Raw genomic sequence first — 14,423 nt, 5'->3', positions numbered from 1 at the left:
GAGACTTCATATCGGGACTAAATAAAATGAATAGTACCATTAATGCGACGGAGTGATCTCGTGCTAGCACAGGTAAATGCGATGCAGGTCGAAAAGGAAAACGACACTTCTCGCGAACCGCCCGGGGAAGTTTTCAAGCCGTCCAAAAACCCCGAACAGAAGCGTCGCATCAAACGCATCCTTCTGACCGTCGCCATTTTGGCAATGATCGCCGGTGGAATATGGTTCTTACGCTATTGGACGGTCGGCCGCTTCCTGCAGTCCACGAATGACGCGTTCCTTCAGGCCGACCAGACGACAGTGTCGCCAAAGGTCCAGGGATATGTCGAACAGGTGTATGTCGTCGCCAACCAGAAGGTCGCGGTCGGAGATAGGCTTTTGAAGATCGAGCCTGGAAACTATGAGGCTAAAGTCGCGCAAGCACAAGCTGGCGTCGAGTCTTCGAAAGCGGACCTCGCCAGGGCGCAGGCCGAAGCGAAGCGGCAGATATCGTCTGTGGGACAGGCTGAGGCGCAACTCTTGTCAGCCAGGACGCAGGCGCAGTTCGCCCAGAGCCAGGTCGACCGCTATCAGTCGCTTGGCCGCGCCGGCGCGACGTCCAAGGAACAGATCGCAACGTACACAAGCCAACGCGACCAGCAGGCCGCGCAGGTCAAGGTGTCCGAAGCGTCTCTGGCGTCTGCAAAGGAGGCCATCAATACCACTGAGGCCGCCGTCAGACAGGCGGAGGCGGCTGTACGGCAATCCGAAGCGCAGCTCGCAACAGCCCAGCTTGATCTCGACGCCACCGAGATCACCGCCCCGATCGCGGGCGTCGTCGGCGACAAGTCCGTAGCCGTCGGGCAATATGTCTCCGCTGGTACTCGATTGATGACGCTCGTCCCGGTCAAAGACATCTACCTCGTTGCCAACTTCAAGGAGACGCAGGTTGAATTGATGCGTGTCGGACAGCCTGCGAGAATCAGTGTGGACGCCATCAGCTCCGGAACCCTCGACGGCGAAGTCGAGAGCTTCTCCCCCGCAACAGGCGCACAATTCGCGCTGATCCCGACCGAGAACGCCACAGGGAATTTCACAAAGATCGTTCAACGCATACCCGTACGCATCAAAATTGAAGCCAATGCGAACCCGCATATTGTGCTAGTCCCCGGTCTATCTGTCAGTGTCGAGGTGGATACCCACGGTATCACCGATGGCATAGACAATGCAGTGGAGCTTAGCCAATGAGGTCCACGAAATTGGAGGGGGGAAACAGCTCGCCAAAAAAGGCGGACGTCGCGGCATGGACAGCGGTCGCCGCGGGTATCGTTGGCGCCCTTATGGCGACGCTGGACGTTTCGATTACCAACTCTGCGCTGCCACAGATACAAGGGGAAATCGGAACGAGCGGATCGGAAGGTACCTGGATCGTCACTGCCTATCTTGTAGCGGAGATTGTCATGATCCCGCTTTCGGGCTGGTTTACCAACCTTCTCGGCCTCCGCAGGTTTCTGCTTGTCATGACCTCACTATTCATCTGCTTTTCCATGGTCTGCGGTTTTTCGACCTCGCTTGGCATGATGGTGGCGGGACGCGCGGGCCAGGGGTTCACCGGAGGCGCGATGATACCAACAGCGATGACCATTATCGCCCAGCGGCTTCCCGCCAACCAGCAGTCTATCGGCGTTGCCCTGTTTGGAATTACCGCGATCATGGGACCGATTGCCGGACCTGTTCTTGGCGGATGGCTAACGGAAAACGCCAGCTGGCACTATGCGTTCTTCCTTAACCTCCCCGTAGGCGTCGGCCTGCTTATGCTTCTGACCCTTGGATTGCCGTCTTCAAGGACCAATCTCGAATTGCTTCTTGAAGCGGACTGGCTGGGGATCGTTGGCTTGTCGATGTTTCTAGGGTGCCTGACGGTAGTTCTTGAGGACGGACAGAGAGAAAGCTGGTTCGAGTCGTCTTTGATTGTCCTCCTGACTGGCATCGCGCTGGGAGGTTTTTGTATGCTTGTCATGGGCCAGCTTACTGCCGATAGGCCTGTAATCCGCCTGAGCATCCTTTTTCAAAGATCGTTTGGAAGTGTCGTCCTCATGGCGGTCGTCACGGGGGCATCGCTCTATGGAATAACCTACCTCATCCCTCAATTCCTTGCCCGGATTAGCGGATACAACGCGCTTCAATCGGGAATGGTCGTTCTCCTCAGCGGCCTGCCAATGCTGGCGATCATTCCGTTCTTTCCGCTTCTGACCAGAAAGCTCGACCTCAGGATCGCAATCGCATTCGGGCTGGTCTGCTATTCGGTCAGCTGTTACCTGGACACGAGCCTTACCGCAGCTACCAATGGCGGAGACTTCGATTTCTCGCAGCTACTGCGAGGGCTCGGGCAGGCGTTCACCCTTATCTTCCTCAACCAGGCGATGACGAGCTCCGTAACTTGCGACCAGGCGCAGGACGCAGCCGGAATCTACACGGCTGCCCGTAACCTAGGCGGGTCTGTCGGACTGGCCCTGATAGGACTAATGCTCGACCGTCAGACTTCGGTTCATACGCAACGTCTGATGGAAACGGTCACAGCCAATTCAGTTATTGCTCAGGAACGCATCCACCAGTCAGGCAGCGACCCGCAGTCTGCTCAGCTCGCCATTGTAAACATCTTCCAGGTTATTGAGCGTGAAGCCGCCGTCATGGCCTTCAACGACATGTTCTATTTCTTCGCCATCGCCCTTTTGGTCATTTTCCCCCTGGTGTTTATTCTGAGACCAATTCAGCGCGGACCCACCGTGGCAATGCCTAAGCATTGAATTTATGACCTCAGCATGCCGAGACAGGGGAAGCGAAGCGGCCTTGACCGCTAAGATCCTCGCTGCAACCCAGGTCTGTTACTTGGAAAGGGTACGAGTGCACGAGCAAGGATGACGTCACTGAACTTGCGAAATGACGACGCTCCACGTCGATCTCGATGCGACCGTCCGCGCGGTTCGCCCGTTCCATATTCCATGGTGCGACGACAGAGTAGCTAAACAGCGTGGGCGCCTGGGCCTCGGGTTGAAGCGATGACGGCACAATATGCGTCTGTACCCCGGTGAATGGCTGATGTGTATTTGGAAAAAAAAGCCGCGAAACATGTGTTTCGCGGCCTTTTTTGATGCGATCGTTTGGATCAAATCTCTTCGTTGCCTGACAGCAGGATGCAGACCAGCGTGATGAAGGCGGCGATTGCCATGTAGTAGCCGACATAGGCAAGGCCGTAGTTGCTGGCGAGCCAGGTGGCGATAAAGGGTGCCAGCGAGGCGCCGAAGATGCCGGCAAAGTTGAAGGTGATGGAGGCGCCGGTATAGCGCACTGCCACCGGGAACGGGGCAGCCAGCGCGGTTCCGATCGGACCGTAGGTCATCCCCATCAGCGCCATGCTGACGGCTGCGAAGATGTAGATCTCGGTGAGGCCGCCGGTCAGCAGTGTCTGCAGGAAGAACGAGAAGACGCCGATCCCGACCGTCGTGGCAACGAGCACGGTGCGGCGGCCAAAGCGGTCCGACAGCTTGCCGGCGATCGGGCAGAAGATGCCGAAGAACACCGAGGCGACGATCTGCACGAGAAGCGCGTCGAGGAAGCTGATCTTCAGGACCTTGACGTTGTAGGACAGAAGGTAGGCCGTGCCGATGTAAAACAGCACGAAAGTTGCCAGCGCAACGAAGGTGCCGAGGACCAGACTGCGCTTGTGGTTCTTCAGGATTTCGACCACGGGAACGGCAACACGCTCCTTGCGGGCGACGGCTTCGCTGAACTCCGGGGTCTCGGTGATCGACAGACGGACCCAAAGGCCGATGCCGATCAGGACGATCGAGGCGATGAACGGCACGCGCCAGCCCCAGGTGATGAAGTCTTCCTGGGAGATGAAGTGCAGCAGCAGCCAGAACACGGCCGACGACAGGAACAGGCCGACGGGCGCACCGAGCTGCGGGAACATGCCGTACCAGGAGCGCTTGCCTTCCGGCGCATTCTCCGTCGCCAGCAGCACCGCGCCGCCCCACTCGCCACCGAGACCGAAGCCCTGGCCGAAGCGGCAGATGGCCAGCAGCAGAGGCGCGGCCACGCCGATCGAGGCGTACGAGGGCAGGAAACCGATCAGTACCGTCGAGATGCCCATGGTCATCAAGGCTGCAACGAGCGTCACCTTGCGGCCGATGCGGTCACCGAAATGGCCGAACACGATGGCGCCGATCGGACGGGCGAAGAAGGCGATGGAAAAAGTCGCGAATGATTGCAGGACGCCGGTGGTCGGATCGCTGGTCGGAAAGAACAGCGTTGGGAAAACGAGGACTGCAGCCGTCGCGTAAACGTAAAAGTCGAAGAATTCGATGGTGGTGCCGATCAGGCTTGCCAGCAGAACGCGTGACGGCGAATTCAGGGAGGCACTGTTTCGCGACGAGGGAGCCGGCGATAATGGCGATATCGCTTGTTTCATTTTCCTACCAATCCGGAATGCTAAGTTCAACTTCACGGGCCTTAATGAAATTTAAGGCCCCGTTAGCCTCGGAAGTAAAATTCTTACATGACAATGCGATGACGCGTCTCATAATCTAGTCCGCAGCTTCTGGTCGGATACCGCCAATACCTCGATCGTTTTTAACGAGGAACTATCCTTTCGACTCTGCCAACGTAGAAAAAATCTCGCGTGGCAAGTGCTGGGGAAGACGCGAGCCCGGCACAATGTCCGCCCGGTCGTCTACGCCAGGCGCACCGCTTCCTTCCCAAATTCCTTGGTAGATGCCTTCTGCTTTGGCCTTCCGGTCCCCTTCAACTCAAGAAAACTTCTCCACTCGTCTGAAGAAAGTCCCGGCGCAGTTCATCCGTAAAGTGGCTGCAACATTTCGCAATAACAAACGACACACTGCAACAGTGGCAAGGCGCATAATGCCGTTGTGCTTCGCATCGCGTCAAAACATCGATCTAACTCGGTTGCCAAATAGGACCGGGTAGAGCGTTTTAGTCAAAGGGAAGTTTCATGACACGTTATGTCATCGCGTTCACCGCGGCCGCTGCTCTATTCGCTACCGCCGCCGTACCCGCCTTTTCGCAGGTCGTTATCTACGATGGCCAGCCTTCAGATCCCTACTCGGTTGACGGGAACACGGAATCCAACTTTCTAAACTCGTGGAACCGCCATCATGACCATCAGAACCGTTGGTCCGTACAACGGCCCAGCTTTGGACCTGACGACGTCATTACCTTGCTTGAGGATCGTGGCTACCGAGTGAGGGATGTTCAGGATGTCGGCGAACGTTATCTGGTCAAGGCAACCCGTGGCGGCGACAACCTGCTCGTGAGTGTATCGCGGTCGGGCGATATAATGGGTGTCGTCCACGACCAGTACCAGAGATAAGCGATACCGGATTTGCCAGCCTATCCAGCGCCCTGTTCAACCGCGTGGGTGAGCCAAAGCTTGCCCTCGACCGCCAAACGCCAAACGAAAGGCATCCAATGTCTAGTTCTCGCAGCGGTGACATAATTTCCCGACCGGAGGCAGGCAATGGAGAGTTAATCCGTGTCGAGCGTGTGTGGCAGCATCGCCATGATCTCGATATACGGACCCCAAAGCCGCGACACAATGGTCCAGCGTGGCTCATGCTTGCGGCTGGCGGCCTTATGCTCGGTGCAATTTCTGTCGTCGCTTATAGCGATCCGGGTCCGACACACACACCTTTGTTGCAAGAGGTCACGGCCTCCCATCCCGACGGTCGGGAAGCCGTTGCCGCTTCAACAAGACTTCAGAACATTGTTGATACGGCACGAGCACCAATGACAGCGAACATCACAGAGACGCAAGCTGCTTCTGCACCTTACACCGTTATTCCGACCAAGCGGCCGGTCTTTGAAGGTGTTAGATCTCGTGACCCTGAGAAGATGAACCGTCTGACGTCCGCCACGACTTCTACCAAAGTCCTCCGCTACGATCGATGCAATCCTGGCTGTAACACCCGAGATCCTCTGGTCGCGGGGACAATCCCACCTAGAAATTCTGCACGACCGTCTGTCGGTCCCGTGGAAAGCACAGATTTAGAAAGTTCGAGCGGAGCCGCACAAATCGCGAAAACTGCCCTCAATGGTGCCGGTCTCGTCCTCATCCAAACCGCTACTCTGCCATTCACGACTCTGAAATTCGGTCGGGATGCGGCGATGAAGATGTCGGAGCAGAACTAGTGCCAATGACTCGATGCTTGCGTCTCAAAGTATGTTGCTGCCGCGGAGGTCACGATGGTTCAGCACCGCAGTTTCCCTTTGATTGCTGAGCATGGCGACGTCCAGTAGGTCACGAATTAGTTTCTTATCGATGCCAGCCTCGCGCAGTTCATGCGCAGCCTCTCACAGTCGTGGGTCCAGTCGAACGGTGGCCTTATCAAGAAGAGCGCGATCGTGGTACTGGCGCAAATTTGGTGGCGCTATGGAAATACGTGACCGGTGGCGTCGTCATCAAGGGCTTTGTGTTGAAGGCAAGCCGATAACAACCATCGCAAAGTCCGCAACCTCGCCAAATTGCAATCAGCCGACCAGATCAGTCCTGGCAGATCCAGGTGAACGACCCGAAACTCGATAGCGCTCGAATGCCGTTAAACAAAGAACGGGATCGTTCACCTGAGCCTGGGCCGCGACGTAAGCGAGATCATGGTGTCGTCGACCAGCGCGCCGTATGCGTGATGGAACCGGCGATGGAAACAATCCGGTCATGAATAGCAGGCCGAGCCTTGACTGCAGACACAAACAACCGAAGGAAGCGTCCCATGGATTATTAAAAGGGCTCGACGCCGAATTCCCCATGTGAGTGAAGCTGAGATGCCTAGGAAGGTTGCAAAGACATCGTTTACGGTTTGCTGATATGCATGAAGTTCAAGCTGGATAAGCAGTCATGTCTAAGTTCTGTGTGGAATGCCGCAACGGCGTATCTTTTACCCCGCCATTCTCGATGGCGTTCCAACCGATCATCGATGTTCGCACTAACGAAATTTTCGCCCATGAGGCTCTAGTGCGTGGTCCTTCGGGCGAAGGGGCTAGCTCGGTTCTGTCGAAAATCGACGCCTCCAACCGATATGCATTCGACCAACAGTGCCGCGTCAAGGCAATTGAACTTGCCGCCTCTCTTTATAGTGAAGGTAGCAACGTCGGGCTGTCGATCAACTTCATCCCAGACGCGGTCCAAGAGCCTCTCGCCTGCATTCGCCTAACGCTAGCAGCGGCGATTCGCGCGAAGTTTCCTACAAAGAACATCATTTTTGAATTCACCGAAAACCAGCAGATTGATACTGCTCATCTGTTCACTATCCTGCGTGCCTACCGCGCTATGGGCTTCAGCACCGCTATTGACGACTTCGGGGCCGGACATGCCGGGCTTTCCTTGTTAGCGGATTTCCAGCCCGATATTGCAAAACTCGATATGGCGCTTATTCGACATATTGACACGGACACAGCTCGCCAGAAAATCGTGAGAAATACCGTTGCCATGCTGCATGACCTCGGCGTCATGCCGCTCTGCGAGGGCATCGAGACGCTTGAAGAGTTTCAGGTACTTAAGGATTTTGGTGTCAACTTAATGCAGGGCTATCTGATCGCTCGCCCGGCATTCGAGTCTCTGGCATCAATTCGACACGAGGCACTGTCTCAAGTCGCTTAGTCGGCGTTCCTAGTTCTGGATCGATAGGCAGGGAAGGGGAGGCAAACACGCCATTCAGCCCGCGCCATTTGGTCAGGGTCGACCATGTGGCAAGCCGCCTGCGAACGGTATCGGGCGCATGTGGTCCCACCACTCTGAGAAAGCCCTGGCGGCGAAGGCTCTGCTCGACCGCGTCCGGCATGCCATGCTGTGGATCGGTCAGTCTCTTTTCCGGATCCCAGAGATGATGGGCCACGAACTTCAGGAGCAGCGCCTCTGGGGCCGGCCAAGGGAGGGATTTGCCGGTGGCAGCAAGCGACCAGGCCTGCAGGTAGGCGAGATCCGAGGTGAGGGCGCGCAAGGAGTTGGCACCCATGCCTTCATTAACCAGATAACGAAGGGTTTTGACGTCCTCGTCCGAAAGGATTTCGGCGAGCTCGCCCCGCCGCCCAATCGGCAGGACGGCGGCGATCGTGTCGAGCTGCTCTGCACGGGCAGAGACCAAGCTTGTGCGATCAGGGCCCATCGGCAAAGGAACCCAGTACATTCACGCCTTCTTTGCGAGCGGCGTCGGCAAGCTTGCGGTCGAGCGTGGCCAGAGGGAGGTACTCAATGAGTGCGATAGCCAGATAGGCTGCGTCATAGGCGCTGAGACGATACTGACGCGACAGTCGGACGACCTCTGTGTCGTCGCCGGGTCCAACGAGCTTCAAAGGGAGCGCACGGAAACGCGCCAGCGCCGAATGGATGAGATCGTCAGAAATACGCCCTCGCCTTTCGGCGCTCAACAAAATGCTGCGGATCTCGTGACGCAGCAGATCGGGCGCCCAGGCATCTTCATCGACCATACGTTCCATCATTTGATCGGCGATTGTGTTTTCCTCGTCCGGCAGCAGCCAGGCGCCGGCGATCGAAGCATCGACGATGAAAGCCATCAGCGACGGCCTTCCTGCTTCCAGGTCTGAATCTCCTCCTGGCTGACAGGCTTGGCTTGAGCGCGAAACGCGCGAAGCGCTTCAATGGCGGAGAGGCGCTGGCGCCGTTGGTCGATTGCGGGTTTCACAAAGTCCCGGACAAAGATTTCAGTAAGTCGCGGACACCGAATTCAGAAAGTTCGGGACAGCAAATTCAGTAAGTCGCGGACAGAAGGGACAGCGGATTTAGATCGAATCTCGTGAGCGCCGATCTGGCAATTTGTTCTCGTGTTTTAAGCGAGGATCTAATGCCTAGACGGAAGCAAGCGAGACATACTGATGTGAAAGACATTCGATCGATACTGCGGCTGACGTTCGAGCAGGAATTGTCGATACGCGCCGTTTCTGAGCGGCTGAAGATGAGCAAGACGTCGGTCTCAACGTATCTGCTGCGGGCGCGGGAGGCGGGGCTTGCAGCATGGCCACTTCCACCCGGTCTGGATGATGACGAGCTCCTGGAGCAGCGACTATTCCGGCGGATGGGGCGACCTCCTCGAGACAGCGAGGAACCGAACTGGCCGAAAGTGGCCAGCGAGTTGAAACGCAAAGGCGTGACGCTCAACCTGCTATGGCAGGAATACCGGGAGGTCCATCCGGATGGATACGGCTACACCTGGTTCTGCTGCCGATTTGCTGATTATGAGAGCCGCGCCAAACCCACCTATCGCAGTCGTCATGTGGCTGGTGTCGCGATGGAATGCGACTATGCCGGCCATACGATCCCGATCATCGATCCGTCTTCTGGCGAGATCCGGGCAGCACAGATTTATGTGGCCGTGCTGAGTGCATCGCAATTGGTGTTCTCCTATGCCAGCTTCAGTCAGAAGCTGCCGGATTGGATCGAGGCGAACCAGCGAGCCTTCAGTTACTTCGGTGGGGTGACGAAGACAACGATCTGCGACAACCTCAAATCCGCGATTGCCAAGGCTCTCTGGTTCGAACCGACGTTGAACGCGACATTTGCTGCCTTCGCCGAACACTACGATACGACCGTATTGCCAGCACGGCCGCGGCGTCCTCGGGATAAACCATCCGCGGAGGGATCGGTTTTAATCGTCGAGAGGTGGGTTCTGGCCAGACTTCGAAACGACCGTTTCTTCAGCCTTGTCGATCTCAATATCCGCATCAGCGCTCTGATCGAGGACCTTAACACCCGTACGATGCGTCGGTATGGAAAATCCCGGCGAGCCCTGTTCGATGAGGTCGAGCGCTCCCAGCTCAAGCCACTGCCGCCAACGCCGTTTGAATACGCGGAATGGAAGGTCGCCAAGGTTCATCCCGATTACCATGTCGACGTCGACAAGACGTTCTATTCCGTGCCGCACGGTCTGATCGGCAGGAAGGTCGATATCAGGCTGACGTATCGAGCGGTCGAGATCTTCTTTGACCACAAGCGGGTCGCCAGCCACATCCGAAGCTCCCAGCGTTCCGGCCATATCACTGTCAATGAGCATATGCCGAAAGCTCACCAGCGCTATGCAAACACGACGCCTCACACGTTGCGCAAGGAAGCGGCGAAGGTTGGGGCCAATACTGCGATATTTATCGAGCGTCTGCTTAGCGATCGGCCGCACCCGGAGCAAGGCTACAGATCCGCTCAGGGCATTCTCTCCCTGGCGCGTCGTTACGAAACCGATCGGCTGGAATTGGCCTGTGAGCGTGCGTTGGTCATCAATGCGCTGACCTATTCGTCTGTCGCCAACATTCTCAGATCTGGTCTCGATCAGGCTCCTGCCGCAAGCGAGACCGTGAAGCCGGCACCGCCGCACGGCAATATCCGCGGCAAAACCTACTACCAATGAAAGGACATCTAATGCTGACACATCCAACACTGGACCAGATGAGTGCGCTTGGTCTTGCCGGAATGGCAACCGCCTATCGCGAACTTATCGAGCAAGTTCATGGAAATGATCTTAGCTTTGACGAACGGCTTGGCCTGATGCTCGACCGCGAGATCGCACTACGAACCGACCGACGGCTGACCAATCGGCTCGCCACAGCAAAGCTTCGATTTGCCAATGCCTCGATCGAAGACATCGATTTTAGATCTCACCGCGGCCTTGATCGTCGCAATGTCTTGTCCTTGGCGCAGGGCGCATGGCTGAAGGCAAACGAGAACCTGATCCTGACAGGCCAAACGGGCACTGGAAAAACTTGGATCGCCTGCGCCTTTGCGAGACAGGCGGCCCGCCTCGACTACTCTGTCCTCTACGTTCGTATGCCGCGGCTCTTCGAGGATCTCGCACTTGCCAGGCTCGATGGACGCTTTCCGCGCCTCATCGACAAGCTGGCACGTGTTCAGTTGCTGGTGTTGGATGACTGGGGAACCCATACCCTGAATGACCGACAGCGCCTCGATTTGCTCGAAATCTTCGAGGAGCGATATCGAAGGAAATCGACCCTGATCACAGCTCAGCTTCCGGTGGCCGCCTGGCACGAAATGATTGGAGAAGCCACTTTGGCCGATGCGATTTTGGATCGCATTGTTCACAACGCCCACCGCATCACTCTCGAAGGCGACAGCATGCGCAAACGAAAAACGCCGACGCTCTTGACCGGCGACGAAATAACCGAACACAATCACGCGTAACAGCAACAAGGCAACCGGGATTCGATCGCATCCGTTGTCCGCGACTTAGCGAAACGCTTGTCCGCGACTTGCTGAAACCGCTGTCCCGATTTAGCGAAATCCGCAGGTCGATTGAGACGAGGCGGGCAACGGGATCATTCCCGCGGGCGATAATGATCTCTTCCCCCGCCTCGACGCGCGCCAGCAGTTCGGACAGATGAGTTTTGGCGTCTGCGACTTTGAACGTGACGCTCATTGTGAAATTCCTCAATTCCGGTCGCCATATTTGGCGTTTGAGGGCAAGAATAGGAGCCTTTTCGTGATTGGTCAACGGGTTGGCTATATCACCTCCGATAAGGGATACTTATCGATGGTTAGAGCGCCTGCCTGCGATCATACCATGTGAGGAACTGCAACATTTATATAGAGTTCTTTTAACAAATCATTTACCATGATTTCAATGACTTACGATCTCACGAAAATCAGCATGAGTGACCTGATGCGGCCGGCTTTCGACGCCGGTGTCGCTCTCGCGCGTCTCGACGAGCGCATCGCCCGTTCGCCGGTCGGTCAGGGCTTTATCGAGCGCAGCCAATTCACCGATGCCTGTGCCTCGCTGTGGATCGACGGCGAACTCGTCCATCTCGAAGACCTCGTCCTCCATGATGCCACGCGCGATATTCGCACACCCACCCATGAGCTGACAATCGCCCGCGACGTGTTGCGTACCCGTCGACGGATTGCGGGGCAGGTACCCGGTTGGGCGTTGTCGGCCGACGGGGTTCGTACGCTGCGAAAGACGGCGGAGATCAAGTCAGGCGACGCCGATGAGGGAGAAACGGCCGGCGGCATCCGGCGCGTGGTCGCGATCGATCCGGAAGGGGAAGACGCGGACGTCGGCGAGAACGTCCCCGGCGTCGACTATGCCGCCATCGATGCGCTGCTCGCCCGGTCCGACGCTGCGATCGAGAACGCCACACGGCCCGACCGCGGCGGCGGGGCCGAAAAAGATCCGATGATCTATGATCTCGACTGGGACGAGGATTCCAGGCTCGACGAATGGCGCGGCGTGCTGCGCCAGGCCGAACACTTGCCGGCGGTGCTGCAGGCGATCGTCATCCTCGATGCCTGGAACGAAATTTCCGTCCTTCAGCACGCGCCCTGGCTCGGCCGGCTGCTGGCCGCATCGATATTGCGCCAGACCGGCGTTACCACCGGTGCCCATCTCGCCGCCATCAATACCGGCCTCAGAACCATCCCGGTGGATCGGCGCCGACATCGCGATCGCGAGACCCGGCTGATTGCCATCGCCCATGGCCTGCTTGCGGCCGCCGAGATCGGCTTGAAAGAGCATGACCGGCTGACGCTGGCGAAGACAATGATGGAGCGTAAGCTGGAGGGGCGCCGGACGTCTTCAAAACTGCCTGAGCTGGTCGAGCTGGTGATGGCAAAGCCATTGGTGTCGGCCGGGATGGTGGCGAAGACGCTTGATGTGACGCCGCAGGCGGCGCGGCGGATTGTTTTGGAGCTGGGCCTGCGGGAGATGACGGGGAGGGGGAGGTTTCGGGCGTGGGGAATTATATAGCCAGCCACGGTTCGATGTCGTCGCAAGCAGTTTGAGGAGGACTAACCTCTGCCGACGGAGGGATGCGCCTCCGAGGCGCTTCTTAATTGCCACCGGACAATTGGCTCTTTGCTTGCGTCTCCTCAAATCGAAATGGAAATCGCTCATATTGTTTGCTCCAATCGGAGCCCGTCGTGGGCAGACCATAGAACGCTTCTTATAACGATATCGAAGTCCCGCGCTCCCACTGCTATCCGGGCTTCGCCGTTAGCAGCTCAAGGGATTTCAACTTCGCTAGAAGTTCATCGAACGTGATGATGGACAGACCAGATAGACTGTTTCGATACAATTCAAAAGAGCGTTTCCGCCCAGCATCTGGGATCATACCTGCTAGCACAACACCTTTGATGCCGTACGTTTCCAGCTTGTGCAGGGGGTTAACAGCCTTCACCCGGTAGATATCACTGCGGAGCTTGTCGATCTGGTCCAAGGTCTGCACGACCGCGCCGACCAGCTCAGGGGAGGGCGCCAGAACACCGCCGCGGTATTGCTTCTTGCTGACAAGCTCCATGCCGGGAGTTTTGATCTCAAGGATGGCGATACTGTCGGTTAGCTGGTTGGTGAACAGGAAATCCGCGATCTTCTCACCTGATCCGTCGAGTATCTTGCCCCCGACGTGGGCCTGCCCCTGCAGCAAAAGCACCAGCACGTTAAATGCCATGTCCAAGATGAACGGATTGGCTTCGAACAGCTTCTGCCATTGTGGTTCGGTGGCTTTCGCCGCGAACTGCGTCTCCATATGAGCGATCAGCTCCTCGAGCGACGCAAGCTCGATCTCGTCATGGAGCTTCACAAGCCCTGCGCGCTGAGTTTTTATAGACTTGCGCACCGTTGCGCCGGCGAGGCTGACGACGGCTGCCCGGTCATTTTCCGAAAGGCGCTCGTCGACAATGGTCTCCCCGATGACTTCTGCTAGGTCATCAGGTGCGCGTTCGATCAGCTTCAGCGGAAACTTCGTTCGGTCGAGCCTAGTAAGAAGGTTGGTGTAGGCTGATTGCTGCTTCTTTTTCCTGCTCGAGGTGCGCGCTTTATCATCAAAGCGGTTGGCCCCTCGGCGCAACTCGTCGAAAAGGCGATAGCCCATCTCGAAAGTCTTGCTATCGGGCGATCGCGAGACCTCAAGGGTCTTCTCATCCGTCAAGCGTAATTGCTCGATCCCGTCGATCTCAGAGAGAGCTTGAGTGATGAAGGAGAGCGTTCGGTCAAGCCCCAGCCCAAAATTCGGGTCCTTAGTGAAACCCGAGGGCATGCACTCCTCAAGGTACACCTGCACCTCATCGAGAGTGTGCGGTACCAGGAAATGTTCCGTGCCGTCTGCATCATCGACGATGTGGGCGAACCCGTTCTTTAGCACCAGTTCGATCGAAACGATGGGATCGTGCTTAGGCGCAAGGAAGCTCGCGGACGTGGGCATGGTATTGACGGGATAGAGCGTGGTCGTGTCCGTCTTCGCATCGAACTTCATAAGTAGGACGCGCGTGGCAGGGTCCCCCTCACGGCGGGCGATCTTCAATCGCGTGGCTGAAGGTCGGAAATACACCTCTACGATGCCAGGTCCTCGCGCCTCAAGGGACAAGGTACCTTGGTCGTCCTCTCCAAATCGTGGGCCGAAGCTCGCCATGCTAA

At 57.1% G+C, this 14,423-nt stretch carries 11 protein-coding genes and 1 pseudogene; 7 read left to right on the top strand and 5 right to left on the bottom strand.

What is annotated here, in order from left to right:
- Positions 1-60: 60 nt before the first annotated feature.
- Positions 61-1,227 (top strand): HlyD family secretion protein, encoded by a 1,167-nt coding sequence (locus J5278_RS30070; RefSeq protein WP_209187017.1) that lies wholly within the window; start codon positions 61-63, stop codon positions 1,225-1,227.
- The gene (locus J5278_RS30065; RefSeq protein ID WP_209187018.1) at positions 1,224-2,786 is read left to right on the top strand and encodes a DHA2 family efflux MFS transporter permease subunit; all 1,563 of its coding nucleotides are present in this window, start codon (positions 1,224-1,226) and stop codon (positions 2,784-2,786) included. Before J5278_RS30070 ends, J5278_RS30065 begins: the two co-directional genes overlap by 4 nt.
- A 359-nt stretch (positions 2,787-3,145) precedes the next feature.
- Here J5278_RS30065 and J5278_RS30060 read toward each other — a convergent pair whose 3' ends face one another.
- Positions 3,146-4,450: an MFS transporter gene (locus J5278_RS30060; protein WP_209188261.1), complete on the bottom strand. Its 1,305-nt coding sequence runs from the start codon at positions 4,448-4,450 to the stop codon at positions 3,146-3,148.
- 540 nt (positions 4,451-4,990) lie between these two features.
- Between J5278_RS30060 and J5278_RS30055 the strand changes: the two genes are divergently transcribed.
- Both J5278_RS30055 and J5278_RS30050 read left to right on the top strand, forming a co-directional pair.
- The gene (locus tag J5278_RS30055) at positions 4,991-5,368 is read left to right on the top strand and encodes a hypothetical protein (RefSeq protein ID WP_142832593.1); all 378 of its coding nucleotides are present in this window, start codon (positions 4,991-4,993) and stop codon (positions 5,366-5,368) included.
- A 1,521-nt stretch (positions 5,369-6,889) separates the two neighbouring features.
- Entirely contained in the window at positions 6,890-7,651 is a 762-nt protein-coding gene (locus J5278_RS30050; protein WP_209186764.1) for an EAL domain-containing protein, read from the top strand.
- 28 nt (positions 7,652-7,679) lie between these two features.
- Here J5278_RS30050 and J5278_RS30045 read toward each other — a convergent pair.
- Together J5278_RS30045 and J5278_RS30040 are read right to left on the bottom strand one after the other, a co-directional pair.
- Positions 7,680-8,156: pseudogene (locus J5278_RS30045) on the bottom strand (integrase); the annotation flags it as partial.
- Positions 8,146-8,565 (bottom strand): type II toxin-antitoxin system VapC family toxin, encoded by a 420-nt coding sequence (locus J5278_RS30040; RefSeq protein WP_209186763.1) that lies wholly within the window; start codon positions 8,563-8,565, stop codon positions 8,146-8,148. The gene J5278_RS30040 and the pseudogene J5278_RS30045, both read right to left, overlap by 11 nt.
- A 287-nt stretch (positions 8,566-8,852) precedes the next feature.
- Here J5278_RS30040 and istA point away from each other — a divergent pair, with 287 nt between their 5' ends.
- Together istA and istB are read left to right on the top strand one after the other, a co-directional pair.
- Positions 8,853-10,406: an IS21 family transposase gene (istA, locus tag J5278_RS30035; RefSeq protein ID WP_111221723.1), complete on the top strand. Its 1,554-nt coding sequence runs from the start codon at positions 8,853-8,855 to the stop codon at positions 10,404-10,406.
- Positions 10,407-10,417: 11 nt separating this feature from the next.
- Entirely contained in the window at positions 10,418-11,194 is a 777-nt protein-coding gene (istB, locus tag J5278_RS30030) for an IS21-like element helper ATPase IstB (protein ID WP_111221724.1), read from the top strand.
- On the opposite strand, the gene J5278_RS31845 is transcribed toward istB, so the two are convergent.
- Positions 11,109-11,429: a type II toxin-antitoxin system Phd/YefM family antitoxin gene (locus J5278_RS31845; RefSeq protein WP_219259564.1), complete on the bottom strand. Its 321-nt coding sequence runs from the start codon at positions 11,427-11,429 to the stop codon at positions 11,109-11,111. The genes istB and J5278_RS31845 overlap by 86 nt on opposite strands.
- 195 nt (positions 11,430-11,624) lie before the next feature.
- On the opposite strand from J5278_RS31845, the gene J5278_RS30020 reads away from it, so the two are divergent.
- Positions 11,625-12,758 carry an RHE_PE00001 family protein gene (locus J5278_RS30020; RefSeq protein ID WP_209186761.1) on the top strand — a complete coding sequence of 378 codons (1,134 nt, stop codon included), beginning with the start codon at positions 11,625-11,627 and terminating at the stop codon, positions 12,756-12,758.
- Between the two features lie 229 nt (positions 12,759-12,987).
- Here J5278_RS30020 and J5278_RS30015 read toward each other — a convergent pair whose 3' ends face one another.
- A complete protein-coding gene (locus J5278_RS30015; protein ID WP_209186760.1) occupies positions 12,988-14,418 on the bottom strand; it encodes a Shedu immune nuclease family protein in 1,431 nt (476 codons plus the stop codon).
- Between the last annotated feature and the right edge of the window lie 5 nt (positions 14,419-14,423).

It is taken from the genome of Rhizobium sp. B21/90, assembly GCF_019355815.1.
Taxonomy (GTDB): Bacteria; Pseudomonadota; Alphaproteobacteria; order Rhizobiales; family Rhizobiaceae; genus Rhizobium; species Rhizobium rhododendri.
The sequence above is the reverse complement of the archived record's forward strand: the minus strand, read 5'-3'. Positions and strand labels throughout refer to the sequence as shown.